27 protein-coding genes and 2 tRNA genes are annotated in these 25,692 nt (G+C 63.1%); 22 read left to right on the top strand and 7 right to left on the bottom strand.

Features of this window, described 5'->3' with window-relative positions:
- Window positions 1–190: 190 nt before the first annotated feature.
- The 15 genes from NK8_RS05410 (at window position 191) to NK8_RS05480 (ending at window position 14,535) form a co-directional block, all read left to right on the top strand.
- The gene (locus tag NK8_RS05410; RefSeq protein ID WP_162065402.1) at window positions 191–895 is read left to right on the top strand and encodes a CoA transferase subunit A; all 705 of its coding nucleotides are present in this window, start codon (window positions 191–193) and stop codon (window positions 893–895) included.
- 2 nt (window positions 896–897) lie between these two features.
- Window positions 898–1,539 (top strand): CoA transferase subunit B, encoded by a 642-nt coding sequence (locus NK8_RS05415; protein ID WP_061175720.1) that lies wholly within the window; start codon window positions 898–900, stop codon window positions 1,537–1,539.
- 203 nt (window positions 1,540–1,742) lie between these two features.
- Complete coding sequence (locus NK8_RS05420; protein WP_213227916.1) at window positions 1,743–2,663, top strand: alpha/beta fold hydrolase; 921 nt, start codon at window positions 1,743–1,745, stop codon at window positions 2,661–2,663.
- Between the two features lie 63 nt (window positions 2,664–2,726).
- A complete protein-coding gene (locus NK8_RS05425; RefSeq protein WP_162065404.1) occupies window positions 2,727–3,080 on the top strand; it encodes a RidA family protein in 354 nt (117 codons plus the stop codon).
- A gap of 35 nt (window positions 3,081–3,115) precedes the next feature.
- Window positions 3,116–5,338, top strand: coding sequence for a bifunctional (p)ppGpp synthetase/guanosine-3',5'-bis(diphosphate) 3'-pyrophosphohydrolase (locus NK8_RS05430; RefSeq protein WP_213227918.1), 2,223 nt, complete (start codon window positions 3,116–3,118; stop codon window positions 5,336–5,338).
- Between the two features lie 97 nt (window positions 5,339–5,435).
- Window positions 5,436–5,512 (top strand) — tRNA-Val (locus NK8_RS05435).
- A 288-nt stretch (window positions 5,513–5,800) separates the two neighbouring features.
- Complete coding sequence (gene thrS / locus NK8_RS05440) at window positions 5,801–7,708, top strand: threonine--tRNA ligase (RefSeq protein ID WP_061175716.1); 1,908 nt, start codon at window positions 5,801–5,803, stop codon at window positions 7,706–7,708.
- Between the two features lie 47 nt (window positions 7,709–7,755).
- Window positions 7,756–8,283 (top strand): translation initiation factor IF-3, encoded by a 528-nt coding sequence (gene infC, locus NK8_RS05445; protein WP_075644636.1) that lies wholly within the window; start codon window positions 7,756–7,758, stop codon window positions 8,281–8,283.
- 233 nt (window positions 8,284–8,516) lie between these two features.
- Window positions 8,517–8,714: a 50S ribosomal protein L35 gene (gene rpmI / locus NK8_RS05450; protein WP_061175715.1), complete on the top strand. Its 198-nt coding sequence runs from the start codon at window positions 8,517–8,519 to the stop codon at window positions 8,712–8,714.
- Between the two features lie 28 nt (window positions 8,715–8,742).
- Window positions 8,743–9,102 carry a 50S ribosomal protein L20 gene (rplT, locus tag NK8_RS05455; RefSeq protein WP_008350196.1) on the top strand — a complete coding sequence of 120 codons (360 nt, stop codon included), beginning with the start codon at window positions 8,743–8,745 and terminating at the stop codon, window positions 9,100–9,102.
- Window positions 9,103–9,294: 192 nt separating this feature from the next.
- The gene (pheS, locus tag NK8_RS05460; protein ID WP_213227920.1) at window positions 9,295–10,308 is read left to right on the top strand and encodes a phenylalanine--tRNA ligase subunit alpha; all 1,014 of its coding nucleotides are present in this window, start codon (window positions 9,295–9,297) and stop codon (window positions 10,306–10,308) included.
- 86 nt (window positions 10,309–10,394) lie between these two features.
- Window positions 10,395–12,827, top strand: coding sequence for a phenylalanine--tRNA ligase subunit beta (gene pheT / locus NK8_RS05465; RefSeq protein ID WP_213227922.1), 2,433 nt, complete (start codon window positions 10,395–10,397; stop codon window positions 12,825–12,827).
- Window positions 12,828–12,890: 63 nt separating this feature from the next.
- The gene (locus NK8_RS05470; protein WP_162065409.1) at window positions 12,891–13,295 is read left to right on the top strand and encodes an integration host factor subunit alpha; all 405 of its coding nucleotides are present in this window, start codon (window positions 12,891–12,893) and stop codon (window positions 13,293–13,295) included.
- An 87-nt stretch (window positions 13,296–13,382) separates the two neighbouring features.
- Complete coding sequence (locus NK8_RS05475; RefSeq protein ID WP_213227924.1) at window positions 13,383–13,766, top strand: MerR family transcriptional regulator; 384 nt, start codon at window positions 13,383–13,385, stop codon at window positions 13,764–13,766.
- Window positions 13,767–13,935: 169 nt separating this feature from the next.
- Entirely contained in the window at window positions 13,936–14,535 is a 600-nt protein-coding gene (locus NK8_RS05480; protein WP_213227926.1) for a short chain dehydrogenase, read from the top strand.
- Here NK8_RS05480 and NK8_RS05485 read toward each other — a convergent pair.
- From NK8_RS05485 to NK8_RS05500, 4 genes are all read right to left on the bottom strand, one after another.
- Window positions 14,525–14,710: a hypothetical protein gene (locus NK8_RS05485; RefSeq protein ID WP_162065412.1), complete on the bottom strand. Its 186-nt coding sequence runs from the start codon at window positions 14,708–14,710 to the stop codon at window positions 14,525–14,527. The two genes, NK8_RS05480 and NK8_RS05485, sit on opposite strands and share 11 nt — an antisense overlap.
- A 339-nt stretch (window positions 14,711–15,049) precedes the next feature.
- A tRNA-Pro gene (locus NK8_RS05490) sits at window positions 15,050–15,126 on the bottom strand.
- 102 nt (window positions 15,127–15,228) lie between these two features.
- On the bottom strand, window positions 15,229–15,639 hold the full coding sequence (locus tag NK8_RS05495; protein ID WP_213227928.1) for a hypothetical protein: 411 nt from the start codon (window positions 15,637–15,639) through the stop codon (window positions 15,229–15,231).
- Window positions 15,640–15,783: 144 nt separating this feature from the next.
- Window positions 15,784–16,674: a LysR family transcriptional regulator gene (locus NK8_RS05500; RefSeq protein ID WP_213227930.1), complete on the bottom strand. Its 891-nt coding sequence runs from the start codon at window positions 16,672–16,674 to the stop codon at window positions 15,784–15,786.
- A gap of 103 nt (window positions 16,675–16,777) precedes the next feature.
- On the opposite strand from NK8_RS05500, the gene NK8_RS05505 reads away from it, so the two are divergent.
- Entirely contained in the window at window positions 16,778–17,176 is a 399-nt protein-coding gene (locus NK8_RS05505; protein ID WP_213227932.1) for a DoxX family protein, read from the top strand.
- Window positions 17,177–17,179: 3 nt separating this feature from the next.
- Here NK8_RS05505 and NK8_RS05510 read toward each other — a convergent pair whose 3' ends face one another.
- Entirely contained in the window at window positions 17,180–18,103 is a 924-nt protein-coding gene (locus tag NK8_RS05510) for a LysR family transcriptional regulator (RefSeq protein WP_213227934.1), read from the bottom strand.
- A gap of 14 nt (window positions 18,104–18,117) precedes the next feature.
- Entirely contained in the window at window positions 18,118–18,936 is an 819-nt protein-coding gene (locus NK8_RS05515) for an IclR family transcriptional regulator (protein WP_162065417.1), read from the bottom strand.
- Window positions 18,937–19,165: 229 nt separating this feature from the next.
- Between NK8_RS05515 and NK8_RS05520 the strand changes: the two genes are divergently transcribed.
- From NK8_RS05520 to pcaC, 6 genes are read left to right on the top strand one after another with little or no spacing between them, the layout of a single operon-like run.
- Window positions 19,166–19,858 (top strand): 3-oxoacid CoA-transferase subunit A, encoded by a 693-nt coding sequence (locus NK8_RS05520; RefSeq protein WP_213227936.1) that lies wholly within the window; start codon window positions 19,166–19,168, stop codon window positions 19,856–19,858.
- A gap of 17 nt (window positions 19,859–19,875) precedes the next feature.
- Complete coding sequence (locus tag NK8_RS05525) at window positions 19,876–20,532, top strand: 3-oxoacid CoA-transferase subunit B (RefSeq protein ID WP_213227938.1); 657 nt, start codon at window positions 19,876–19,878, stop codon at window positions 20,530–20,532.
- Between the two features lie 33 nt (window positions 20,533–20,565).
- Window positions 20,566–21,768, top strand: a complete 1,203-nt coding sequence (gene pcaF / locus NK8_RS05530; protein WP_213227940.1) for a 3-oxoadipyl-CoA thiolase — start codon at window positions 20,566–20,568, stop codon at window positions 21,766–21,768.
- Between the two features lie 4 nt (window positions 21,769–21,772).
- On the top strand, window positions 21,773–23,140 hold the full coding sequence (locus NK8_RS05535) for a 3-carboxy-cis,cis-muconate cycloisomerase (protein ID WP_213227941.1): 1,368 nt from the start codon (window positions 21,773–21,775) through the stop codon (window positions 23,138–23,140).
- A 4-nt stretch (window positions 23,141–23,144) separates the two neighbouring features.
- Window positions 23,145–23,939, top strand: a complete 795-nt coding sequence (pcaD, locus tag NK8_RS05540) for a 3-oxoadipate enol-lactonase (protein WP_213227943.1) — start codon at window positions 23,145–23,147, stop codon at window positions 23,937–23,939.
- Complete coding sequence (gene pcaC, locus NK8_RS05545) at window positions 23,936–24,319, top strand: 4-carboxymuconolactone decarboxylase (protein WP_162065423.1); 384 nt, start codon at window positions 23,936–23,938, stop codon at window positions 24,317–24,319. Before pcaD ends, pcaC begins: the two co-directional genes overlap by 4 nt.
- A gap of 65 nt (window positions 24,320–24,384) precedes the next feature.
- Here the strand turns inward: pcaC and NK8_RS05550 are convergent, their stop codons facing one another.
- Window positions 24,385–25,683: a DUF3443 domain-containing protein gene (locus tag NK8_RS05550; protein WP_213227945.1), complete on the bottom strand. Its 1,299-nt coding sequence runs from the start codon at window positions 25,681–25,683 to the stop codon at window positions 24,385–24,387.
- Between the last annotated feature and the right edge of the window lie 9 nt (window positions 25,684–25,692).

Raw genomic sequence — 25,692 nt, forward strand, 5'->3', positions numbered from 1 at the left:
CGCGGCCAAAAGACGCCGGGAACCAAACATGCGCGGGCAATGACTTATGTATTTTTGCGTATTGTGCCGGATCGAGTGGGCAAAGTACTCTCTTGTCACGCCAAAAGGCCGCGTGAAGCGCGTATAACAGCGCATCGGCGGCATCAAAAAGCCGATTTTCAGTTGGTTTCAACATGGAAGGGACACTCAGATGAACAAGGTCTATCCCAGCGCGAAAGCCGCGCTCGAGGACATCGTCAAGGACGGGCAGACGTTCGCCGTCGGCGGTTTCGGACTGTGCGGCATTCCCGAAGCGCTCATCGCCGCGCTGCGCGACACCGGCGTGAAGGACATCACCTGCATCAGCAATAACGCGGGCGTCGATGGCTTCGGCCTCGGTCTGCTGCTCGAGACGCGCCAGATCAAGAAGATGATTTCGTCGTACGTCGGCGAAAACAAGGAGTTCGAGCGGCAATATCTCGCCGGCGAACTCGAACTCGAATTCACGCCGCAAGGCACGCTCGCCGAAAAACTGCGCGCGGGCGGCTCGGGCATTCCGGCGTTCTTCACGAACACCGGCTTCGGCACCGTGATTGCCGAAGGCAAGGAAACGCGCCAGTTCGGCGAGAACCACTACGTGCTCGAACATTCGCTGACGGCGGACGTGGGTATCGTGAAGGCATGGAAAGCCGATAAATCCGGCAATCTGATCTACCGCCGCACGGCGCGCAACTTCAACCCGATGTGCGCGATGGCCGGCAAGATCACCGTCGCCGAAGTGGAAGAGATCGTCGAGACGGGCGAACTCGATCCGGACATGATCCATACGCCCGGCATCTTCGTGCAGCGCCTCGTCCTGAATGCGCATCCGGAAAAGCGCATCGAACAACGTATCGTCCGCGCGAAAGGAGCGTAATCATGGCTTGGACTCGTGACCAGATGGCCGCGCGCGCGGCGAAGGAACTGCAGGACGGCTTCTACGTGAACCTCGGCATCGGCTTGCCGACGCTCGTCGCCAATCACGTGCCGGACGGCATGGAAGTGTGGCTGCAATCGGAAAACGGCCTGCTCGGCATCGGCCCGTCGCCGTATGAAGATGAAGTCGACGCCGACCTCATCAACGCCGGCAAGCAGACCGTGACCACGTTGCCGGGCTCGTCGATCTTTTCGTCGGCGGATTCGTTCGCGATGATCCGCGGCGGCCACATCAACCTGGCGATCCTCGGCGCGATGCAGATCAGCAAGAAAGGCGATCTCGCGAACTGGATGATTCCCGGCAAGATGATCAAGGGCATGGGCGGCGCGATGGACCTCGTCGCGGGCGTCAAGAAGGTCGTCGTGCTGATGGAACACGTCGCGAAGGGCGACCAGCACAAGATTCTCGACGAATGCACGCTGCCGCTGACGGGCGTGGGCGTCGTGGATCGCATCATCACGGATCTCGGCGTGATCGACGTCACCGACAACGGCCTGAAGCTGGTCGAGCTGGCCGACGGCGTGAGCGTCGAGGAAATTCAGAAGAAGACGGGCGCGCCGCTCGATGTTACGAGCGTGAAGTAAGCGCGATGTGACATGAACGCCGCGCGTGCGGCGTGAGCGCGAACCGGGGCGGGCGAAGCTGTTGAAGCTTCGCCCGCTTTGTTTTTGCGCGCGTGGCCGCATCTGCGTTGCGCGCGAGTGGGGTCGTCCATTCGGCCAGGCTCCGCTCGATCAGGGCTGATGGGCTTTACAATCGTTTGGACACTTCCCATGAGGATCTCTCCATGACCGCATCCATCGTCGTCGAAGCAGTGCATTCCGATCTGAGCGAGCCGCGCCAGCGCTTCGTGCAATGTGCGAGCCCGGCGGGTCTGCATCGCATGGCCTATACGGAATGGGGCGATCCGGCGAATCCGCGCGTGCTGCTCTGCGTGCATGGTCTGACGCGCTCGGGCCGCGACTTCGACAAGCTCGCGCAGGCCTTCGCCCACGACTATCGCGTGGTGTGTCCGGATGTGGTCGGACGCGGCCTGTCCGACTGGCTGGCCGATCCGCGCTACTACGGCGTGGCGCAGTATGTCGCCGACATGGTCACGCTGGTCGCGCGCCTGAACGTGGAGACGGTGGACTGGTTCGGCACGTCGATGGGCGGGCTCATCGGCATGGCCCTCGGCGGGCTGCCGAACACGCCGATCAGGAAGATGCTGCTCAATGACGTCGGGCCGCATATCGAGCCCATCGCGCTACAGCGCATCGGCGATTATCTCGGCAAGCCGGCGCGCTTCGCTTCGCTCGATGAAGGCGTGCGCCACGCGGCGGCGCTCGCGTCGTCGTTCGGGCCACTGACCGACGAGGAGTGGGCCAGCATCAACACGCCGCTTTTGCACGAGCGCGATGGCGCGTGGGGCTTTCGCTACGACCCGGGCATCGCGACGCCTTTCACGGCGGCGACCGACGAGCAGAATGCCGCCGGCGAAGCGTTCCTGTGGCACTCGCTCGCGTCGATCAGGACGCCGGTGCTCGTCGTGCGCGGCGAGACGTCGGATTTGCTGTCGCGCGAGACGGTCGCGCAGATGGTCGAAAAAGGCCAGGCCGTGACGAGCGCGGAGATTCCCGGCGCGGGGCATGCGCCGGCCTTTCTTGTCGAAGATCAAATCGCCGTCGCCAGGGGGTTCTTTCTCGAACATGGCGGCAGCGGGGCATAATATCGGGCTGGGCCTGCGTCGCTAGTGCCCGTTTTTCCATCATTCATCGATCAGGAACACACAATGGCAGTCATTCGTCATCACGTCGGCCCGCGCCTTTCCGAGATCGCGATCCACAACGGCACGGTGTATCTCGCTGGCCAGATCGCGGAAGACACGGAGCAGGACATCACCGGTCAGACGCGTGAAGTGCTCGGCCACATCGATCGTTTGCTCGAAGAGGCGAACAGCGACAAGTCGCATTTGCTGTCGGTGCAGATCTACATCTCGGACATGATTCATTTCCCCGGCATGAACGCGGTGTGGGATTCGTGGGTCGCGGAAGGCAACACGCCGCCGCGCGCCACGGTCGAATCGAAACTGGCCAATCCCGCGTGCCTCGTCGAAATCGTCGTGATCGCGGCTCAACGCAGCTGATCGACCGCCTCGCCTGAAGTAGTCGCATTGCCCGCATGACCGAGACCGCCGTCCGCGCCGAAATGCTGCCCGAGCCGTCCATCGACGACGCGCTCGCGTTCGTGCGCGAGCGCGCCGGAGACGCGCGCGTCTCGACGGGCGAGTCGCTCGCCGATCACGCGGTCGGCACCGCGCGCATCATGCAGACGCTCAACGTCGATTCGCATGCCGTCGCCGCTGCGGCGCTGTTCGTGCTCGCGCCGCATCTCGACGATCCGGAAAAAGTCATCGCCGAGCGTTTCGGTCCGGAAGTTCAGCGGCTCGTCGGCGATGTGCGCAAGCTCTTGCGGCTGGGCTCCGTGAGTTCGCGCGCGACGCTCGCCGAACTGCCCGAGAACACGCGCGATGCGCAGGCCGCGCGCCGCGCGCAAGTCGAGGCGCTGCGCAAGATGTTGCTGGCGTTCGCGCAGGACATCCGCGTCGTGCTCATCAGGCTTGCATCGCGCGTGCAGACGCTGCGTTATCACGCCGCGCACAAGACCGAACCGTCGCCGGACGTGCCGCGCGAGACGCTCGAAATCTACGCGCCGCTCGCCAACCGGCTCGGCATCTGGCAACTGAAGTGGGAACTCGAGGATCTCTCGTTCCGCTTCCAGGACCCGGTCACCTACAAGCGTATCGCCAAGCTGCTCGATGAAAAGCGCGTCGAGCGCGAGACCTATGTCACCGAGGCGATCGCGCGTCTGCAGAAGGAACTCGACACAGCGCACATCAAGGCCGACGTGAGCGGGCGGCCGAAGCACATCTACAGCATCTGGAAGAAGATGCGCGGCAAGCATCTCGACTTCTCCGAGCTGAACGACGTGCGTGCATTTCGCGTCATCGTCGGCGACATCAAGGACTGCTATACCGTGCTCGGCATCGTGCACAACCTGTGGCAGCCGGTCCCGCGCGAGTTCGACGACTACATCTCGCGACCCAAGCCGAACGGCTACATGTCGTTGCACACGGTCGTGATCGGCGACGACGGGCGCGCGTTCGAAGTGCAGATCCGCACGCAGGAAATGCATCAGTTCGCGGAATACGGCGTGGCGGCGCACTGGCGCTACAAGGAAGCGGGCACGCGCGGCTATGCGGGCCAGGTGACGGCGAACGAGAAATACGACGAGAAGATCGCGTGGCTGCGGCAGTTGCTCGCGTGGAAGGACGATGTCGAAGGCGAGCCGCCGGGCTGGCAGCATCTGCGCGACGCCACGCTCGACGACGACCATATCTACGTGCTGACGCCGCAAGCGCGCGTGATCGCGTTGCCGCAGGGCGCGACCGCCGTCGATTTTGCGTATCACCTGCACAGCGAGCTGGGACATCGCTGCCGCGGCGCGCGCGTCGACGGCGCGATGGTGCCGCTCAATACACCGCTGCAGAACGGCCAGACGGTCGAGATCGTCGCGGTGAAGGAGGGCGGCCCGTCGCGCGACTGGCTCAATCCGCAACTCGGCTATCTGCACAGCGCGCGTGCGCGCCAGAAGGTGCGTTCGTGGTTCCTCGCGGCGGACGCGGCGGAGAACATCGCGGCGGGCCGGACGATCGTCGAAAAGACCTTGCAGCGCGAAGGGAAGACCTCGGTCAGCCTCGACCAACTGGCGGCGAAGCTCGGCTTCAAGACGCCCGAGGATCTCTACGCGGTCGTCGCGAAGGAAGAGTTCAGTCTGCGCCACATCGAACAGGCGCTCTCTGATGCACCGCCGCCCGAGCCCGAACCCGAAGCGCCCGAGCAGTTCGAAAAGCGCAGCAGCGGGCAGAGCGTCGCGCATGGCGCATCGACGGGCGTGCTGGTCGTCGGCGTGGACGCGCTGCTCACGCAACTCGCGCGCTGTTGCCGTCCGGCGCCGCCCGATCCGATCGCGGGCTTCGTCACGCGCGGCAAGGGCATGTCGATTCACCGCACCGATTGCGCGACGTTCGAGCGCATGGCCCAGCGCTCGCCCGAGCGCGTGCTGCACACTACATGGTCCGCCGAAGTGATGAACGGGCGAGGATCGTCGGTGTATCCGGTGGATCTCGCGGTCGAGTCAGCGGACCGGCAGGGCTTGCTGCGCGATATCTCCGAAGTGTTCGCGCGCGAGAAGATCAACGTGATCGGCGTGAAAAGCCAGAGCCGCAGGAACATCGCATATATGCAGTTCACCGTGGAAGTGTCGAACGCAGCGCAGATTCAGCGTGCGTGCACGTTGCTCGGCGAGATACAAGGTGTGATTCGCGCGTCGCGGCGTGCGTGATCGGCGGGATGTTGAACGGATCGGCGAATATTTTCCATTTTTCTGAAGATAAGCACTTGCCAAGATCCGAAACGCTCCATATAATCTCACTTCTTTCAGGCTCGTAGCTCAGCTGGTTAGAGCACCACCTTGACATGGTGGGGGTCGTTGGTTCGAGTCCAATCGAGCCTACCAACGAAACAGAAACTGCGGTTCACCGGAGTTTCGAACCGCAAGAAGCGCTCAGCGCAAAAGGCGAAAAGAAATGGCACTTCGAACGTTGACCGAAACACATTCGGAGCGACGCTAGTCGAGGACCTATTTCGCCTTCTGCCAAATTGTTTCGCGGTATGTGTGAAAAGTGAATGCGGCCCCTCGATAGCGGGGCCGCATTTTTTTTGCCTTGCGTTTTTTCAAATGAAATCGCGCGGCAATGCTTAAATCGAAATCGCTCGGCATGCGCGGGGCGTCTTGGAGAACGATATGGTTTCGGTACGTTTGCCTGATGGGTCGGTCCGACAATACGACCACCCGGTGACGGTCGCGGAAGTCGCGGCATCGATCGGCGCGGGCCTCGCCAAGGCGGCGCTCGCCGGCAAGCTCAATGGCGAACTCGTCGACACCTCGTTTCTGATCGACAAGGATTCCTCGCTTGCCATCGTCACCGACAAAGACCCGGAAGGTGTCGATGTCGTGCGTCACTCGACCGCGCACCTGCTGGCGTATGCGGTGAAGGACCTGTTCCCCGAGGCGCAGGTGACCATCGGGCCGGTCATCGACAACGGGTTCTATTACGACTTCTCGTACAGCCGCCCCTTTACGCCCGAAGATCTCGAGAAGATCGAAAAGCGCATGCAGGAGCTCGCGAAGAAAGACGAGCCGGTGTCGCGCCGCGTCGTGTCGCGCAATGAGGCGGTCGAGTACTTCAAGAGCATCGGCGAGCAGTACAAGGCGCAGATCATCGAGTCGATCCCGGAAAGCGATGAGATCAGGCTTTATGGCCACGGCAATTTCATCGATTTGTGCCGCGGCCCGCACGTGCCGTCCACCGGCAAGCTGAAGGTCTTCAAGCTGATGAAGGTCGCGGGCGCCTATTGGCGCGGCGACTCGAAGAACGAGCAATTGCAGCGTATTTACGGCACCGCCTGGACCAAGAAGGAAGATCAGGATGCGTATCTGCACATGCTCGAAGAAGCCGAAAAGCGCGATCACCGCAAGCTCGGCAAGCAGCTCGACCTGTTCCACCTGCAGGACGAAGCGCCGGGCATGGTGTTCTGGCATCCGAAGGGCTGGTCGCTGTGGCAACAGGTCGAGCAGTACATGCGCCGTCGCGTGAACGACGCCGGCTATCTCGAGATCAAGACCCCGATGGTGATGGACCGCTCGCTCTGGGAAGCGTCGGGCCACTGGCAGAACTATCGTGAAAACATGTTCACGACCGAGTCGGAAAAGCGCGACTACGCCATCAAGCCGATGAACTGCCCGGGTCACGTTCAGGTGTTCAACCACGGCCTGCGTTCGTACCGCGATCTGCCGCTGCGTTACGCGGAATTCGGTTCGTGCCACCGCAACGAGCCGTCGGGCGCGCTGCACGGCCTGATGCGCGTGCGCGGCTTCGTCCAGGACGACGCGCATATTTTCTGCACCGAGGATCAGTTCATCGCGGAATCGATCGCCTTCAATACCCTCGCGATGAGCGTGTACAAAGATTTCGGGTTCGATCACATCGATATCAAGCTGTCGCTGCGCCCGGAACAGCGCGCCGGCACCGATGAAACCTGGGATCGCGCCGAAGAGGGCCTGCGCGAAGCGCTGACCGCGTGCGGTCTGCAGTGGGAAGAGCTCGCCGGCGAAGGCGCGTTCTACGGTCCGAAGATCGAGTACCACATCAAGGATGCGCTCGGCCGTTCGTGGCAATGCGGCACGCTGCAGCTCGACATGGTGCTGCCGGAGCGGCTCGGCGCGGAGTATGTCGGGGAAGACAACAGCCGCCGCCGTCCGGTGATGCTTCACCGCGCAATCGTCGGCTCGATGGAGCGTTTTCTCGGCATTCTGATCGAGCACCATGCCGGTGCAATGCCGCCGTGGCTCGCGCCGACCCAGGCCGTTGTGCTGAATATTGCTGAAAGTCAGGCGGAATATGCCGGAAATCTGACCCAATCGTTGCAAAAACAAGGGCTTAGAGTGGAGTCCGATTTGCGCAACGAGAAGATTAGCTATAAAATACGCGAGCACACGCTGCAAAAGGTTCCGTATTTGCTGGTCGTCGGGGACAAGGAGCGTGATGCGCAAACCGTGGCCGTGCGTGCTCGTGGCGGTGTCGATCTGGGCGTGATGCCGGTCGACGCATTCCTCGAACGTCTGCAGCAGGAAGTGCGGGCGTTCAAGTAAGTCACTCGCAGCGCGGCTTGTTTTTTCATTTTTAGAGGAAACGTAACATCGCTACTGATAAGTCGTCACATCGCATCAACGGTGAAATTACCGCGCCGGAAGTGCGTTTGGTCGGAGTGGACAACGAGCCGCTCGGAATCGTGAAGCTGGCCGAAGCGTTCCGTCAATCGGAACAGCTCGACGTGGATCTCGTCGAAATCGCGCCGCAGGCGTCGCCGCCTGTCTGCCGTTTGATGGATTACGGCAAGTTCAAGTATTCGGAAGCGAAGAAGCAGCACGAAGCGAAGTTGAAGCAGAAGATCGTGCAGGTGAAGGAAGTCAAATTCCGCCCCGGCACGGATGACGGTGATTACAACGTCAAGCTGCGCAACCTCACGCGCTTCCTCGAAGACGGCGACAAGACGAAAATCACGTTGCGTTTCCGCGGCCGTGAAATGGCGCACCAGGAAATCGGCATGCGTATGCTCGAACGTCTGAAGACGGATCTGGATGAATTCGGCCAGGTCGAGCAGATGCCGAAGATGGAAGGGCGTCAGATGATCATGGTGCTTGCCCCGAAGAAAAAGGGTAAGTAAGCACAGGTAGCAAGACAGTGGATCGCGCGCCGTCGCAAGGCGGCTGGCGCGGCATTGTCGGAAGTTTCAGGGCGTGGCCGCTTCGGCGGCGGCGCTCATGAAAGGCGGCGGTTCTTCACCGAACCGTTCGCGCATAAGTGGAGCGTGGGTTTCGAAGGGCGGGAAGGGGTTCGTTGGCAGCATCGGCGGATCAGCCGCACACCCATGACCATCTAATAAACTGGAGTTGTTTCATGCCGAAGATGAAGACCAAGAAGAGTGCTGCAAAGCGCTTCGTGGTGCGTCCGGGCGGTACCGTCAAGCGCGGTCAAGCGTTCAAGCGCCACATTCTTACCAAGAAAACCACCAAGAACAAACGCCATCTGCGTGGCATCACCGGAGTTCATGAGTCTGATATGAACTCCGTCCGCGCAATGCTGCCGTTCGCGTAATCTCAACTTACACTCATAGGAGAGCAACATGCCTCGAGTAAAACGTGGGGTTACCGCACGGGCCCGTCACAAGAAGATCATCCGTCTGGCCAAGGGTTACCGCGGCCGTCGCAATAACGTCTATCGCATCGCCAAGCAGGCGGTCATGCGCGCAGGGCAGTACGCCTACCGCGATCGCCGCAACAAGAAGCGTGTGTTCCGCGCATTGTGGATCACGCGTATCAACGCGGCGGTGCGTCAGCACGACATGACCTACAGCGTGTTCATCAACGGCCTGAAGAAGGCTTCGATCGAACTCGACCGCAAGGTTCTGGCTGACATGGCTGTGTTCGACAAGGCTGCTTTTGCTGCGATCGTGAAGCAGGTGAAAGCCGCCGTTGCAGCCTAATTGCGAAATTAGTACTGCGTGGTTCGCCTCTTCGTCGCCGGGTTGTTGACGGCGGCGCAAAGGCAGAAAACGGGGCTCTCACCGAGCCCCGTTTTTGTTGGTCGGACGGTTTTGCACATCACATGCGCATCACGGGCGTGGATGAGCAAAACCGAACCTCAGTTTGAATTTCGACGTTAAAAGATGGGATCAATGGATCTGGACCAGATTGTCGCCGACGCGAAAAGCGCCTTTGAACACGCCACCGATACCACCACGCTCGAAAACGAGAAGGCCCGGTTTCTCGGCAAGTCCGGCGCGCTGACCGAATTGCTGAAGGGGCTGGGCAAGCTCGATCCGGAAGCGAAGAAGACCGCGGGCGCGCGCATCAATCAGGCGAAGCAGCAGGTCGAAGCCGCGCTGAACACGCGCCGTCAGGCGCTCGCCGACGCGCTGCTGAACCAGCGTCTCGCGGCGGAAGCCATCGACGTCACGCTGCCGGGACGCGGCGCGGGCGCGGGTACGCTGCATCCGGTGATGCGAACGTGGGAGCGCGTCGAGCAGGTGTTCCGCACCATCGGCTTCGACGTGGCCGACGGCCCCGAGATCGAAACCGACTGGTACAACTTCACCGCGCTGAACAGCCCGGAGAACCATCCGGCGCGCTCGATGCAGGACACGTTCTACGTCGACAGCAACGACGCCGACGGCCGTCCGCTCCTGCTTCGCACGCACACGAGCCCGATGCAGGTGCGCTACGCGCGCATGAACAAGCCGCCGATCAAGGTGATCGTGCCGGGCCGCACGTACCGCGTCGACAGCGACGCCACGCACTCGCCGATGTTCAACCAGGTCGAAGGCCTGTGGATCGAAGAGAACATCAGCTTCGCCGATCTGAAGGGCGTGTACACCGATTTCCTCAAGAAGTTTTTCGAGCGCGACGACATTCTCGTGCGCTTCCGTCCGTCGTATTTCCCGTTCACGGAGCCGTCCGCCGAGATCGACATGATGTTCGAGCATGGCAAGAACGCGGGCAAATGGCTGGAAATCTCCGGCTCGGGTCAGGTGCATCCGACCGTCATCCGCAACATGGGTCTCGACCCGGAGCGCTACATCGGCTTCGCGTTCGGCAGCGGGCTCGAGCGTCTGACAATGCTGCGCTATGGCGTGCAGGACCTGCGTCTGTTCTTCGAGAACGATCTGCGTTTCCTGCGCCAGTTCGCATAACGCGACCGCATCGCCCGCGACGTCCGGCGCCCACGTGAGTTGAGCTGCCGGACGAGAGACTCCAAACATTTCGAACGTAGACACACATGCAATTCCCAGAATCCTGGCTCCGCAGTTTCGTCGATCCCAAGCTCTCCACGGACGAACTCGCGCACGCGCTGACGATGGCCGGTCTCGAAGTCGAAGACCTGCGTCCGGTCGCGCCGCCGACCACGAAGATCGTCGTCGGGCAGGTGCTCGAAGTGGCGAAGCATCCGAACGCCGACAAGCTCAATGTCTGTCAGGTCGATGCCGGCACGGGCACGCAACTGAACATCGTGTGCGGCGCGCCGAATGTGTCGCCGGGCATCAAGGTGCCGGTCGCGCTGATCGGCGCGGTCTTGCCGCCGGCCGAAGCAGGCGGCGAGCCGTTCGCGATCAAGCCCACGAAGCTGCGCGGCGTCGATAGCGAAGGCATGCTGTGCTCGGCGCGCGAACTGAAGCTGTCGGAAGACCACAGCGGTCTGCTGATTCTGCCGGCCGATGCGAAGGTCGGGCAGGATATCCGCGAGACGCTCAATCTCGACGACACCGTGTTCGAGATCAAGCTCACGCCGAACAAGGCGGACTGCCTGTCGGTGTTCGGCGTCGCGCGCGAGACCGCCGCGATCACCGGCGCGCCGCTCAAGGCGCTCGATATCGCCGCAGTCGAAACGAAGCTCGACGAAAAGCTGCCCGTGAAGATCATGGCGCCCGATCTGTGCGGCCGCTTTTCCGGCCGTGTAATCCGCGGCGTGAACGCGCATGCGAAGTCGCCGCAATGGATGGTCGAGCGTCTCGAACGCGCGGGCCAGCGCAGCATTTCCGCGCTCGTCGACATCTCGAATTACGTGATGCTCGAACTCGGCCGCCCGTCGCACGTGTTCGATCTCGACAAGATCCACGGCGCGATGGAAGTGCGCTGGGGCAAGAAGGGCGAGTCGCTCAAGCTGCTGAACGGCAACACCATCGAGGTTGATGAAACCGTCGGCGTGATCGCGGACGATCACCATCTCGAAAGTCTCGCGGGCATCATGGGCGGCGACAGCACCGCCGTGACGCTCGACACGACCAACATCTATCTCGAAGCCGCGTTCTGGTGGCCGGATTCGATTCGCGGCCGCGCGCGCAAGTACAACTTTTCGACCGATGCGGCGCATCGCTTCGAGCGCGGCGTCGATTACTCGACGACCGTCGAGCACATCGAGCGCATCTCGCGCCTGATCCTCGATATCTGCGGCGGCGAGGCCGGCCCGGTCGACGATCAGATCGTCAACGTGCCCGAGCGCAATCCGGTGTCGATGCGCGTGTCGCGCGCGCATCGCATCATCGGCATCGAGATCGGCGCGGAAGAGATCGCGCAGATTTTCACGCGCCTGAACCTCGCGTTCGAGCGCGACGGCGACACCTTCAAGGTTACGCCGCCGCCGTATCGCTTCGACATCGAGATCGAGGAAGACCTGATCGAGGAAGTCGCGCGCATCTACGGCTTCGAGAAGATTCCGGCGCGTCCGCCGGTCGCGCGCAGCGAGATGCGGATCACGGACGAGACGAAGCGCTCGATCCACACGCTGCGCCATGAAGTGGCCGCGCGCGATTACTCGGAGACGGTGAACTTCAGTTTCGTCGACGCCGAGTGGGAGAGCGACTTCGCCGGCAACGACAACCCGATCAAGCTGCTGAACCCGATCGCGAGCCAGCTCTCGGTGATGCGTACGACGACCTTCGGCAGCCTGATCGAAGTGCTGCGCCATAACCTGAACCGCCGCGCGGAGCGCATTCGCGTGTTCGAGGCGGGTCGAGTGTTCCATCGCGATGCAGCGGTGAAGGCGGGCGAACTGGCGGTCGAAGGCTTCGCACAGCCGAAGATGATCGGCGGCCTCGCGTATGGTCCGGTGATCGAGGAGCAGTGGGGCGCGGCCTCGCGCAACGTCGACTTCTTCGATGTGAAGGGCGATGTCGAAGCGCTCTTCGCGCCCGTCGTGCCGCGCTTCGTGAAGGCCGAGCATCCGGCGCTCCATCCGGGACGCAGCGCGCGCATCGAAGTGGCGGGGCGCGCGGTCGGCTGGATCGGCGAACTGCATCCGCGCTGGCTGCAAAAGTACGATCTGCCGAACGCGCCGATCCTGTTCGAAATCGAGGCCGACGCGCTGATGGATCGCGCGCTGCCGACGCCGTCCGAAGTGTCGAAATTTCCGCCCGTACGGCGCGATATCGCGATTGTCGTGGATCAACACGTGCCGGTTCAGGCGCTTCTCGACGAGCTCGAAAACGCCCGCTCGGAGACCGCTTGCAGGCACGTCACGAGGGTTGCGCTTTTCGATGAATTTCGTCCAAAATCAAATACTTCCGGCGGCTTGGGAGCACATGAGAAAAGTCTTGCCTTCCGTGTAACGTTGCAAGATACTGGCGGCACGCTTCAGGACGAAACGGTCGATACGGCCATCAAAACACTGGTGGATCGCCTGGCTCGAGTACACGGCGCGCGGTTGCGCGGATAGCCTGCAGATGGCCCGTCCGTTTCAGCCGCCAGGTCTCAACATGGCAAGCGCCGTTTTACCGATATGAACCAAATGAACTCGAGTGATTTCGAAGCCCTTCTTTCGGCGCAGCGTAGCGCCATGACCCGAGATACCCAGACCTCGAGCGCGAACGGCGACACGCCGACGCTCACCAAAGCCGAACTCGCGGAGATGCTGTTCGACCACGTCGGTCTGAACAAGCGCGAAGCCAAGGACATGGTCGAAGCTTTCTTCGAAGTCATCCGCGATGCGCTGGAGAGCGGAGAGAGCGTCAAGCTGTCCGGCTTCGGCAATTTCCAGTTGCGCGACAAGCCTCAACGCCCGGGCCGCAATCCGAAGACGGGCGAGGCCATTCCTATCGCCGCGCGGCGGGTCGTCACGTTTCATGCAAGTCAGAAGCTGAAGGCGCTGGTCGAAACGGGAGCGGAGTCCGATCTCACTCGCTGAAGTCCCGGCGGCACGCTAAAGACCGGTGTGCCGCATCGCTTGCCACCGCGCTTCAATCGACATCACTTATAAGATGGTTGATCGACGATGGAAAAAGTCGTCTTGCCTCCGATCCCCGCCAAGCGTTACTTCACGATCGGGGAAGTCAGTGAGTTGTGCGGCGTCAAGCCGCACGTGCTGCGCTATTGGGAACAGGAGTTCACGCAACTGAGGCCGGTCAAGCGGCGCGGCAATCGCCGCTATTATCAGCATCACGAAGTCTTGCTGATTCGCCGGATCCGCGAGTTGCTGTACGAGCAGGGCTTCACCATCAACGGGGCGCGCAACCGGCTCGATTCACAGGGGCGCCCCATCAGCGATGAAGCCGAGATCGATGCCGAAGCGCAAGCGTCGGGCCAAGTCCAACCGGGCGTCGATGTCGATCAACTGCGCAAGGATATTCTTCAGGTGATCGACCTCCTCGGTGGATGAGCGTCTCGTCGATCAGTACAAGCCATGCCGCGATTCGTCGCGGCATTTTTTTCGTCTGGACGACGCGCTGCACGCGCCGGGAGACGGCAGTAGCATAGTTCCTTGCTCTTTCCTAGTTGCCGCGCCGGGCGCGCCCGCCGCGGCCTTTCACGTCGATTCAGGAGGGCGTATGCGAGTGCTGCTCATTGGCGCAACCGGCATGCTGGGCACGGAGATCAAACGGATTCTCGACCCCGAGCATGATGTCATCACCGCGAGCCGCAAAGGCTCCGACATCGCAGTCGATTTGTCGGACAAGGCGAGCATCGTCGCGATGTATGACAAGGTCGGGAAGGTCGGCGCGGTCGTGAGTGTCGGCGGTGCGGCGAAGTTCGCGCCGCTCGACTCGCTCGGCGACGATGACTATGCGTTCAGCATCACGAACAAGCTGATGGGGCAGGTGAATCTCGTGCGCTGCGCGATCGGTCATGTGAACGAAGGCGGGTCCGTCACGCTGACGAGCGGCACACTCGCGCAGCAACCGATGGTCGGCAGCGCGGCCGTGAGTATCGTCAACGCGGGCGTGGAAGGTTTCGTGCGCGTGGCCGCGCTCGAACTGCAGGGCAAGATGCGTGTGAATGTCGTGAGTCCGGGCTGGGTCGCGGAGACGCTGGCTTCGATGGGCAAGGATGCATCGCAAGGCATCGAGGCTGCCGATGTGGCGAAGGTGTACAAGCGCGCCGTCGATGAAACGATGACGGGCCAGACGCTGCTTGCAGCTAAGGCTTGATCCCGACGCGGAAGCGCTTCTTTGGACCGGCCGCCTGCGACGCCGGCAGCTTCGCCTTGACCGACCAGTAGACGATGCTCGGCCCGACGCCCCACGGTGGATAGATGCGCCAGTCGCCGGCGCCGTGATGAAAGAAGTACAGCGCGAAGAAGCCGCCGGGTTTGGGCGCGCTCACGCATACGTAGCGGCTTCCGCCAGGATAGATACGCCCGAAACGGGTGACGCGCGCGCGGCTCGCCGGAACGAACCATCTCGAGACTTCCTTGCGCAAGGCAGAGGAAGTTCGGTCGGTTCGGGTGCGCCGCGCTTGCGCGGGCGCTGAGACAGACGAAGGCATTGGGCGCCGTTCCTTATGTGTCACGTTAAGATTAGAGCTTAACTGACTGACGCACAAGTGTTTTTTCGCGTTCTAACGTCTGAATAAAGGACTTCAACGAAAAAATCGCGCTTGATACTCTGGCCAGCGAAAAAGAAAAAAGGCTCTCCGGCTAAAAGCCGGAGAGCCTTTCAATTCTGGTCGGGGCGAGAGGATTTGAACCTCCGACCACCTGCACCCCATGCAGGTACGCTACCAGGCTGCGCTACGCCCCGAAAGAGCAAAAGTATATCAGACCGAAACGAATAGTAGAACTGCTTCGAACAATTTTGCCGTTGTCCACGGCAAATTCACTCGCGATGGGCAAAGCCTATGCGTCAAAGCGTCAGCTCCGACTGCGAGTAAGGCGACGTCTGAATCTGCACCGAGCCTTCACGATCCGACTTGTTCACGCCACCCGCAAGCTCGCGCGCGAAACGCTGTCGTCTGCGGAACCGCAGCGCCAGCAGCAGCGATATCGCGCAGGGAATCAGATACGTCAAAATGCGCTCACTCCACGCAATCCGCGATCCGAAGCTGTCGTACGTGGTGCGCGCATTGAAGCCCGCAGTCGCGAAGATCATCGTCAGCGTGAAGTCGAGCAGCATCGCCGAGAGACACAGGACCAGAAACAGCAGCGCGCCGTTCCACGTCAAGCTGCCTAGACTGGCGTTCATCGTGCGGCAAATGAACAGCGCCAGCCCCAGCAAAGTCAGATTGAATGCCAGGGGAAGCCAGGGAAAATCCATATCGCGCGAGCCTCGCGTGCGGGTAACGGGAACGATCCCGGTGGCGCGCGAGATGAAATTTTTTGTCGCGTCTCGAGCGCCCGATCCGGAAGCGGACGCGATGATCACACGCAGAACACGGCTCTAGAATAAGAGTAATCCTAATCACATCGGCCGATCGGCGAGCGACTCGGACAGGAAGTCGATGAAGGTCCGCACCTTGGTCGTCATGTATTTTCGGCTCGTGTACACGGCGTACACGGACGGCGCGAATGCCTTGTAGCTCGGCAGCACGCGCACGAGCGCGCCCGACGCCAGTTCGGGTTCGACGATCCACGCGGGAAAGTACGCGAGCCCGAGTCCGGCGCGCACGAGCTGCAGCGCCATGGACGTATCGTTGGTCTTGAGCACGGCCTGATTTTTGACGATGAACGCGCCGTCCGGGCCGGTCAGGGTCACCGAGTCGATGTTCGTGTAGGTCGGCAACACGAAGCGATGCCGCGCGACATCGTCGGGATGGCGCAGCTTGCCGTGCTGCTCCAGATACGCGCGCGAGCCCGCGAGCACGAAGGGCATCTTGCACAGGGGCCGCACGATAAGCGAAGGCGAAGGCTCGGAGGTCGCGCGGATCGCCATGTCGTAGCCTTCTTCGACGAGATCGACGAAGCGGTTCTCCAGCCGCAGGTCGACGAGCACGCCGGGATAGCGCGCCTGATACGCGACTAGCAGATCCGCGAAGGTCCGATTGGCGAACCAGCCAGGTGCGGTCACCTTGAGCACGCCTTGCGGCTGCGCGGTCTGCACGCCGACGGCGGCTTCGGCGGCTTGCAGGATATCGAGCGCCTCGCTGCATTGCTCGTAGTAGACGTTGCCGGCTTCCGTGAGGCTGAGGTGGCGCGTGGTGCGGTTGAGCAGGCGCACGCCCAGCTGGCGTTCCAGATTGGCGACATGCTTGCTCGTCATCGCAGTGGAGATGTCGAGGCGCTCGGCGGCCTTGACGAAGCTGCCTGCTTCGACGACTTCGCGGAATACGCGCAAGCTGGTCAGTGCGTCCATCGATAATTTCCTGGCTGGAAATAAAGCGCCAATATTAACCGGATTTATCGACCGTCCATGTCTGCATAGACTGGCGGCAATCCACCTTTACGGGAGTCTTGCCATGTCTGCTCAAGACCGCTTTGCTTCGCTCGCGAGCTACGCTCACGCGCTGTTGCGCATCGTTGCGTCGTATCTGTTGCTCACGCACGCGAGCGCGAAGCTCTTTCACGTTCCCCACATCGCGATGTTCGATGGCCTGCCGCTCTTCTCGCTGCTCGGCGCGGCGGGAATCATCGAGCTGGTCGGCGGGGTGCTGGTCCTGATCGGTTTCTTCACGCGCGCGGCCGCGTTCGTGCTGTCGGGCGAACTGGCGTTTGCGTATTTCATCGGACACGCGCCCAACGGGCATTTCTTCCTGCCGCTGCTGAATCAGGGCGAGCCGGCCGTGCTGCTCTCGTTCATCTATCTGTTCATCGCGGCGGCGGGGCCGGGCGCGTGGAGCATCGACAATCGCCGTTGACACTCACTTGGGCCACTCATCGAGCTCGTCGTTGAACAGCGACGCAACAATGCCCCGCAGCCACACCGTACGCGCGTCGTTGTGAAACTTGCGATGCCAGTGCTGCTTCAAATCGAAGCGCGGCAACGGAAGCGGCGGCTCGGCCAGCGTGATCGACGCATGCTCGGCCACATACGCGAAGCCGATCGCATGCGGCACGGTCGCGATCAGATCGGTGCGCGACAGGATGAACGGCAGGCTCATGAAATGAGGCGTTTCCAGCACCGCACGACGCCGCACGCGCTCCTTGTCGAGAAAATTCTCGAGGATTTCCTGACTGCGGCCCTCGGCGCGCACGACCGCGTGGCCGCATTCCATGAAGCGCTCCAGCGTGAGCGGCTCGTTCGCGAACGGATGATTGCGCCGCATCAGGCAGATGAAGCGGTGCGAGAAGAGCCTTTGCTGAAAAAAATTGTTGCCGCGCAAGTCCGGAAAATAGCCAACGGCGAGATCGATTTCACCGGCTTCGAGCCCGCGCTCGACATCCCCGTGCGACGCCGACACCGAGCGCAAGTTCGCATTCGGCGCTTCTCTCGCGAACGCTTGCAGAAGCCTCGGCAGGAACACGATTTCGCCGACATCGGATAGCGCGATCGAGAACGTCTCCGTGCTCACCGACGGATCGAAGTGCTGCCGGTCGAGCAGGCCGCGCTCGATGCGCGCCAACGCCTCGCGCGCCGCGGGCACAAGCGCGAGGGTGCGCGGCGTCGGCTCCATGCCGCGCGAGGTCCGCACGAACAGCGGATCGTTGAAGTACTCGCGCAGGCGCGCAAGCGCGGTCGACACGCGCGGCTGGCTCACGCCGAGCCGTTCGGCGGCGCGGCTGACATTACGTGTCTCCTCGATCGCGACGAGGTACGGAATCAGATTCAGATCGAGGTCGTTCATGGCGTGATGCGCCGTCATCCGCGCCGCGCGACCATGTCGGACACGCGCTGCGCCGCGTCCTGAAGCGGCTCCAGAAACGCCTTCACCATCTGCTTCGCGTTCTTGCGCTGCGCATTGCCGCTGATGTTCAGCGCCGCGATCACGCGGCCTTGCCGGTCGCGGATCGGCGCGGACATCGAAATCAGTCCTTCCTCCAGTTCCTGATCGACGATCGCCCAGCCCTGACGTCGCACGGCGGCGATCGCGTCCTTGAGCGCGTCCTTGTCGACGATGGTGCGCGGCGTGCGCGCGACGAGCGAACTCGAATCGAGCGCTTCGTCGAGGCGCGCTTCGTCGAGCGCGGCGAGCAGCACGCGGCCCATCGACGTGCAGAACGCGGGCAGGCGGCTGCCGATCGACAGATTCTGCGTGATGATCTTGTGCGTCGGCACGCGCAGCACGTAGACGATTTCCGCGCCGTTCAGCACGGCGGCCGAGCAACTTTCGTGGACCTGCTCGACGAGGTCTTCCATCACCGGCTCGGCGAGATTCCAGAAGGGCATCGAAGTCAGATACGCGAAACCCAGATCGAGGATCTTCGGCGTCAGTTGAAAGAGCCGTCCGTCAGCTTCGACGTAACCGAGCGCCTGCAGCGTCAGAAGAATGCGGCGCGCGCCCGCGCGCGTGAGACCCGTCGCGCCGGCGACATCCGTCAGTGTCTGCGCAGGGCGGTTCGTATCGAACGAGCGGATCACCGCGAGTCCGCGCGCGAACGACTGAACATAGGCATCGCCGGGACGCGACGGCGCGTCCTGAGACTCGGCTTCCTGATTGAGCGTGGCTGAATTCTTCATAAGGCGGATGATGAACGCATGAACCGGTGGCGACTCCGTGAAAACCCGAGGTTTGCAGAAGCTTCGTTGACACGACAACGAATGCAGGACTACCATGCCGATGTTCGCTAAACGAATCCATGTTCGCATATCGAACATTTCGATGCAAGTCTGATTACGAGCAGGTAAACCCCGAGTTCGGGACGGGCGCGCGAAGCCAAAGCGGCGCTCAGACTGGAGAAGAACGGCAATGATCAACAAGATTTTCGATTCGCTCGCCTCGGCCGTCGCCGACGTCAACGACGGAGCGACCATCATGATCGGCGGTTTCGGCACGGCGGGCATGCCGTCCGAGCTGATCGACGCGCTCATCGAGCAGGGCGCGCGCGAGCTTACGATCGTCAACAACAACGCCGGCAACGGCGATACGGGTCTCGCCGCCTTGCTCAAGGCGAAGCGCGTGCGCAAGATCATCTGCTCGTTCCCGCGTCAGACGGATTCATATGTATTCGACGCGCTCTATCGCGCCGGCGAAATCGAACTGGAACTCGTGCCGCAGGGCAATCTGGCCGAGCGCATCCGCGCGGCGGGCGCGGGCATCGGCGGTTTCTTCACGCCCACCGGCTACGGCACGCGGCTCGCGGAAGGCAAGGAAACGCGCGTGATCGACGGCAAGCATTACGTGCTGGAAGCGCCGTTGCACGCGGATTTCGCGCTCGTGAAGGCATACAAGGGCGACCGCTGGGGCAATCTGGTCTATCGTAAGACCGCGCGCAACTTCGGACCGATCATGGCGAGCGCTGCAAAAACGGCGATCGTGCAGGTGTCGAAGGTCGTGGCGCTCGGCGAGCTGGACCCCGAAAACATCGTGACGCCGGGCATCTTCGTGCAGCGCGTCGTGGAAGTGCCGCAAGCCGTGCATCAAGCCGAACTCGCTGCTTAAAGGAAGGACGAAAAGCCATGAAGAAACTCACTCGTGACGAAATGGCCCGGCGCGTGGCCGCGGACATTCCCGAAGGCGCGTATGTGAACCTCGGCATCGGCGTGCCGACGCTCGTCGCCAATCACCTCGCGGCGGATCGCGAAATCTTCCTGCACAGCGAAAACGGCTTGCTCGGCATGGGCCCGGCGCCCGCAAAGGGCGAGGAAGACGACGAACTCATCAACGCCGGCAAACAGCATGTGACGCTTTTGACCGGCGGCGCGTATTTCCATCACGCGGATTCGTTCGCGATGATGCGCGGCGGCCATCTCGACTTCTGCGTGCTCGGCGCGTTCCAGGTATCGGCGACGGGCGATCTCGCGAACTGGCACACCGGCGCGCCCGACGCGATTCCGGCAGTCGGCGGCGCGATGGACCTCGCGATCGGCGCGAAACAGGTCTACGTGATGATGGAACTGCTCACGAAGCAGGGCGAGAGCAAGCTGGTCGCGGAGTGCTCGTATCCGGTGACGGGCGTGCAGTGCGTGAACCGCGTGTACACCGACCTCGCCGTGTTCGACGTGACGCCGGAAGGCCTGGTCGTGCGCGAGATGGTGGAAGGTCTGTCGTTCGACGAATTGCAGAAGCTGGCCCAGGTGCCGCTGCAATATGCACCGCTGACCGAAGCTGTCTAAGACCTGAGAGATAAAAGAGAACTGGAGCAACTGATGAAAGAAGCTTTCGTATGTGATGCGATCCGCACGCCGATCGGCCGTTATGGCGGTTCGCTCTCCTCCGTGCGCGCCGACGACCTCGGCGCCGTGCCGCTGCGCGCGCTCATCGAGCGCAACAAGGAAGTGGACTGGGAAGCCGTCGAGGAAGTGATCTACGGCAACGCGAATCAGGCGGGCGAAGACAATCGCAACGTCGCGCGCATGTCAGCGCTGCTGGCGGGCCTGCCGGTCGGCACGCCGGGCACGACGGTGAACCGCCTGTGCGGCTCGGGCATGGACGCGATCGGCGTCGCGGCCCGCGCGATCAAGGCGGGCGAGACGAGCCTGATGGTCGCGGGCGGTGTCGAAAGCATGAGCCGCGCGCCGTTTGTGATGGGCAAGGCGACGAGCGCGTTCTCGCGTCAGGCCGAGATCCACGATACGACCATCGGCTGGCGTTTCATCAATCCGCTGATGAAGAAGCAGTACGGCGTCGACTCGATGCCCGAAACCGCTGAAAACGTCGCGGACGACTACAAGATCAGCCGCGCCGACCAGGACGCGTTCGCATTGCGCTCGCAACAGAAAGCGGCGCGCGCGCAGAAAGACGGCACGCTGGCGCAGGAAATCGTAGCGGTGACGATTCCGCAGAAGAAGGGCGACGCGCTCATCGTCGATAAGGACGAGCATCCCCGTGAAACGAGCCTCGAAGCGCTCGCGAAGCTCAAGGGCGTCGTGCGTCCGGACGGTTCGGTGACGGCGGGCAACGCATCGGGCGTCAACGACGGCGCGGTCGCCATGCTGATCGCCGACGAGGACAGCGCGAAGCGCCACGGCCTCACGCCGCGCGCGCGCATTCTCGGCATCGCAACCGCAGGCGTGCCGCCGCGCGTGATGGGCATCGGGCCGGGTCCGGCGTCGCAGAAGCTGCTCACGCGTCTTGGCATGACCATCGACCAGATGGATGTGATCGAGCTGAACGAAGCGTTCGCGTCGCAAGGTCTCGCCACGCTGCGCATGCTCGGCGTCGCCGACGACGATCCCCGCGTCAACCCGAACGGCGGCGCGATCGCGCTCGGCCATCCGCTCGGCGCGTCGGGCGCGCGGCTCGTGACGACCGCGAGCTACCAGCTTCATCGCACCGGCGGCCGCTTCGCGCTCTGCACGATGTGCATCGGCGTGGGCCAGGGCATCGCGATGATCATCGAGCGCGTCTGAGCTCATGTTCGCATCCACGGGACGTCTCACCGATCTCGTTTGCGGCAACGCCGCCGCGAACGAGATCTGGTCGCCGCGCGCGACCGTGCAGGCGATGCTCGACGTCGAAGCCGCGCTCGCGCGTGCGTCGGCGCTGCATGGCGTGATTCCGTCGGGCGCGGTCGAGGCGATCGTCGCCGCGTGCCAGGCCGACAACATCGACGCCGACGCGTTGATGGCCGGCGCACAGGCCGGCGGCAATCTCGCGATTCCGCTCGTCAAGCAACTGACGGCCGTCGTGAAGGCGCGCGACGCCGAAGCGGCGAAGTACGTGCACTGGGGCGCGACGAGTCAGGACATCATCGATACGGGTGTCGTGCTGCAATTGCGCGCGGCGCTCGATCTGCTCGATGCCGATTTACGCGCACTTTCCGATGCGCTCGTCACGCAGGCTCAAGCGCACGAAAAGACGCCGATGATCGGCCGGACCTGGCTTCAGCAGGCGCTGCCGATCACGCTCGGCCTGAAGTTCGCGCAATGGCTCGATGCAGTGACGCGTCACCGTCAGCGCCTCGACGCGTTGCGCTCACGCGCGCTGGTGCTGCAATTCGGCGGCGCAGCGGGCACGCTCGCGAGTCTGCGCGACCAGGCGTTGCCGGTTGCGGCATCGCTCGCGCAGGATCTGAAGCTGACGCTGCCCGCGCTGCCGTGGCACACGCAGCGCGACCGCATCGCGGAAGCCGCGTCGTTCCTCGGCATGCTGACGGGCACACTAGGCAAAATCGCACGTGACATCTCGCTGATGATGCAGACCGAAGTCGGTGAAGTCGCCGAACCGGCCGCGGCGGGCAAGGGCGGTTCATCGACGATGCCGCACAAGCGCAATCCGGTCGGCTGCGCGGCGGTGCTGACGGCCGCGACGCGCGCGCCCAATCTCGTCGCGACGATCTTCGCGGGCATGGTGCAGGAACACGAGCGCGCGCTCGGCGGCTGGCAGGCCGAATGGGAAGCGCTGCCCGACCTCGCGCGTCTGACAGCGGGCGCGCTCGCGAACATCAAAGGCATCGTCCCGACGATGGAAGTCAACGTCGAACGCCTCGCGCAGAATCTGAACGTGACCAATGGCCTCGTGCTGGGCGAAGCGGTGATGCTCGCGCTCGGCGACGCCATCGGCCGGCTCGATGCACACAAGCTGGTCGAGGGCGCATCGAAGGCGTCGGTCGCGAACGGCACCTCGCTCTTAGACGAACTCGCCGCGAACGAAACCGTCGCGCGTCATCTGTCGCACGATCAACTGAAGCAATTGCTCGATCCGGCGAACTACGTCGGTCAGGCGCAGGCGTTCGTCGCCGCCGCCATCGCAAACGCCAACTCGAAAAAACAGGAGCAGTAAAAACATGCCTCTTGCCGAAGTGAACGGAACGCGGATTCACTACCGCATCGATGTCACGGCGGGCGACGACGCCCCGTGGCTCGTGCTGTCGAATTCGCTCGGCGCGGATGTCTCGATGTGGACGCCGAACATCGAAGCGTTTGCAGAGCGCTATCGCGTGGTGCGCTACGACACGCGCGGCCACGGCCATTCGGACGTGCCGCCGGGACCGTACACGATCGATCAGCTGATCGGCGACGTGATCGGCCTCATGGATCACCTCAAGATCGAGCGCGCGAACTACTGCGGCCTGTCGATGGGCGGGCTGACCGGCATTGGCCTGGCCGCGCGTCATCCGGAGCGCTTCTCGCGCGTCGTGCTGTCGAACACCGCCGCGCTGATCGGCTCGGACGCGGTGTGGACGCCGCGCGCGGCGAAGGCGCGCGAGCCGGGCGGCATGCCCGCGCTGACCGACGCCGTGATCGCGCGCTGGTTCACCGCGCCGTTCATCGAGCGCGAGCAGCTCGAACTCACGAATATCCGCGATGTGTTCCGCCACACTTCGGGCAACGGCTACGCATCGAACTGCGAGGCGATCCGCGACGCCGATCTGCGCGGCGAAGCGAAAACCATCAGGTTGCCGGTGCTCGTGATCGCCGGTACGCACGATCTGTCGACGACCGCCGAGCAGGGCCGCGAGCTTGCGGGTTACATCGAGGGCTCGCGCTACGTCGAACTCGATGCGGCGCATCTGTCGAACATCGAAAAGCGCGACGACTACACGCGCACAGTCCTCGAATTCCTCGGAGAACAGCAATGACCGACGACGAACGCTACGAAGCCGGAATGAAGGTGCGCCGCGCGGTGCTGTCCGACGCGCACGTCGACCGGTCGCTCACGAACCGCACGGAACTGACGACCGAATTCCAGAACTTCATCACGCGCTATGCGTGGGGCGAAATCTGGACGCGCGACGGCCTGCCGCGCCACACGCGCAGCCTTCTTACCATCGCGATGATGGTCGCGTTGAACCGCAGCGAAGAACTCGCACTGCACTTGCGCGCCGCGAAGAACAACGGCGTGACGCAGGACGAGATCAAGGAAGTGCTGTTGCAGACGGCGGTGTATTGCGGCGTGCCGGCGGCGAACTCGGCCTTTCACCTCGCGCAGAAGATTTTCGACGAGGAAAGCAAGGCGTAGTCGCGCGACGAGTTCGACAGGAAACCGTCTCCGGGACACCGGAGACGGTTTTTTTGCGTTTGGACTCAGAACGCGTAATACGGTCCCGGGCCCGCGGGCGTCGGGCGTCCGGCGAGCGCCGTGAATACGCGGCGTCCATAGAAGAACGGCAGGCCCCAGTCGAAGAAGCCGCTGGCGGAGCCGGCGAGGTTGTCGAAGGCAAAGTTGCCTGTGCCGAACAACGCCGTCGACTGGGCGATGGTGAAGCTCACCGCGCTTTGCGCCCCGCTCGACGAGCGGAGCGTCGCGGCGATCGTCTGCGGCGTGGTCGGGCAATACCACGCGCCGCAACGGGCGAGCGTTGTCGACGGGAAGAAGACGCCGTTCGATCCGCTGTCGATGAAGCTCGATCCGTACTGGCTGCCGCCGAAGTCCGTCGTCACGTAGCCGGTGAGCGAGCTCGATTTGAGCACGGTCGCGGCGCCGAGCAGGTTGTTCGACTGCGAGCCGATGCCGAAGGTCATCGTGCCGGTCACCGTGGCCGCGCCGCTGTCCGGTATGTCGGGCAACTCGATCAGCACGCCGTTGTTGTCGGAGGCGAAGTTCGCGACCGGATTCGTCACCTGCTGGGCGACGGGCAACGTGCTCGCGACACAATTGCCCGAGATGCAGCTGTAGTACCAGCGCGGCATGGCCGACGTCGCGCAGCCCGCGCCGCAATCGGCGGTGAAGGGGCCGACGCCGAGTATCCCGTTGCCGCGCAGCGACGACGCGGAGAGCATCGGCAGGCCGGACTGGCTGCAATCCTGGGCGGTGCTGGGCGCGGCGCTGTCGGCGATCAGTTGCACGGAGGTCGAATCCGCGACCTGGCCGGCGAGCCGGACATCGGCCTGGCGCACCGCGCCCCATGTATAGCCCGAGCCGAACACCGCGCATTCCGCGACGATCGCGTTCTCGCCGCCTCCCGCGACGAGCGGCAGCGCGATCGACGGATCGAGCGCGGACGCCAGCACGCGCAGGCCGTGCGAACCGGTATCGACCTGAACGTTGTCGATGGTCTGGCAGGTGCTCGTGCCGGGCACGCAGATCGTCACGCTGGTTTGCAGCATGTTGCGCGTGTTGGTGGGCGTGCTGGCGACGCGGATGACCTGGACGTTGGGCGTCGTCGATTGCGGCACGGTGGTGTTCGCAGCCGGCGCCGATGGCGCGCTCGCGGGCGTGGCGGCGCTGGCCGTTTGCGGCGCGCTGGCCTGCGGGACCGGCGCGGCGGAACCGCTGCTGGAGCCGGCGGTGGGGGCGCCGCTGGAACCGCCGCCACCACCACAGGCTTGAAGGAGTGCACACAGTGCGAGCGCGGGAATCGCGAGAAGGGCGCGGGTGTTCATCGTCGTCCT

Source organism: Caballeronia sp. NK8 (assembly GCF_018408855.1).
Lineage (GTDB): Bacteria > Pseudomonadota > Gammaproteobacteria > Burkholderiales > Burkholderiaceae > Caballeronia.

Coding starts and splice junctions, on each gene's coding strand:
- NK8_RS05410 (WP_162065402.1), top strand. CDS start 191: ATGAACAAGGTCTATCCCAGCGCGAAAGCCGCGCTCGAGGACATCGTC.
- NK8_RS05415 (WP_061175720.1), top strand. CDS start 898: ATGGCTTGGACTCGTGACCAGATGGCCGCGCGCGCGGCGAAGGAACTG.
- NK8_RS05420 (WP_213227916.1), top strand. CDS start 1,743: ATGACCGCATCCATCGTCGTCGAAGCAGTGCATTCCGATCTGAGCGAG.
- NK8_RS05425 (WP_162065404.1), top strand. CDS start 2,727: ATGGCAGTCATTCGTCATCACGTCGGCCCGCGCCTTTCCGAGATCGCG.
- NK8_RS05430 (WP_213227918.1), top strand. CDS start 3,116: ATGACCGAGACCGCCGTCCGCGCCGAAATGCTGCCCGAGCCGTCCATC.
- thrS (WP_061175716.1), top strand. CDS start 5,801: ATGGTTTCGGTACGTTTGCCTGATGGGTCGGTCCGACAATACGACCAC.
- rpmI (WP_061175715.1), top strand. CDS start 8,517: ATGCCGAAGATGAAGACCAAGAAGAGTGCTGCAAAGCGCTTCGTGGTG.
- rplT (WP_008350196.1), top strand. CDS start 8,743: ATGCCTCGAGTAAAACGTGGGGTTACCGCACGGGCCCGTCACAAGAAG.
- pheS (WP_213227920.1), top strand. CDS start 9,295: ATGGATCTGGACCAGATTGTCGCCGACGCGAAAAGCGCCTTTGAACAC.
- pheT (WP_213227922.1), top strand. CDS start 10,395: ATGCAATTCCCAGAATCCTGGCTCCGCAGTTTCGTCGATCCCAAGCTC.
- NK8_RS05470 (WP_162065409.1), top strand. CDS start 12,891: ATGAACCAAATGAACTCGAGTGATTTCGAAGCCCTTCTTTCGGCGCAG.
- NK8_RS05475 (WP_213227924.1), top strand. CDS start 13,383: ATGGAAAAAGTCGTCTTGCCTCCGATCCCCGCCAAGCGTTACTTCACG.
- NK8_RS05480 (WP_213227926.1), top strand. CDS start 13,936: ATGCGAGTGCTGCTCATTGGCGCAACCGGCATGCTGGGCACGGAGATC.
- NK8_RS05495 (WP_213227928.1), bottom strand. CDS start 15,639: ATGGATTTTCCCTGGCTTCCCCTGGCATTCAATCTGACTTTGCTGGGG.
- NK8_RS05500 (WP_213227930.1), bottom strand. CDS start 16,674: ATGGACGCACTGACCAGCTTGCGCGTATTCCGCGAAGTCGTCGAAGCA.
- NK8_RS05505 (WP_213227932.1), top strand. CDS start 16,778: ATGTCTGCTCAAGACCGCTTTGCTTCGCTCGCGAGCTACGCTCACGCG.
- NK8_RS05510 (WP_213227934.1), bottom strand. CDS start 18,103: ATGAACGACCTCGATCTGAATCTGATTCCGTACCTCGTCGCGATCGAG.
- NK8_RS05515 (WP_162065417.1), bottom strand. CDS start 18,936: ATGAAGAATTCAGCCACGCTCAATCAGGAAGCCGAGTCTCAGGACGCG.
- NK8_RS05520 (WP_213227936.1), top strand. CDS start 19,166: ATGATCAACAAGATTTTCGATTCGCTCGCCTCGGCCGTCGCCGACGTC.
- NK8_RS05525 (WP_213227938.1), top strand. CDS start 19,876: ATGAAGAAACTCACTCGTGACGAAATGGCCCGGCGCGTGGCCGCGGAC.
- pcaF (WP_213227940.1), top strand. CDS start 20,566: ATGAAAGAAGCTTTCGTATGTGATGCGATCCGCACGCCGATCGGCCGT.
- NK8_RS05535 (WP_213227941.1), top strand. CDS start 21,773: ATGTTCGCATCCACGGGACGTCTCACCGATCTCGTTTGCGGCAACGCC.
- pcaD (WP_213227943.1), top strand. CDS start 23,145: ATGCCTCTTGCCGAAGTGAACGGAACGCGGATTCACTACCGCATCGAT.
- pcaC (WP_162065423.1), top strand. CDS start 23,936: ATGACCGACGACGAACGCTACGAAGCCGGAATGAAGGTGCGCCGCGCG.
- NK8_RS05550 (WP_213227945.1), bottom strand. CDS start 25,683: ATGAACACCCGCGCCCTTCTCGCGATTCCCGCGCTCGCACTGTGTGCA.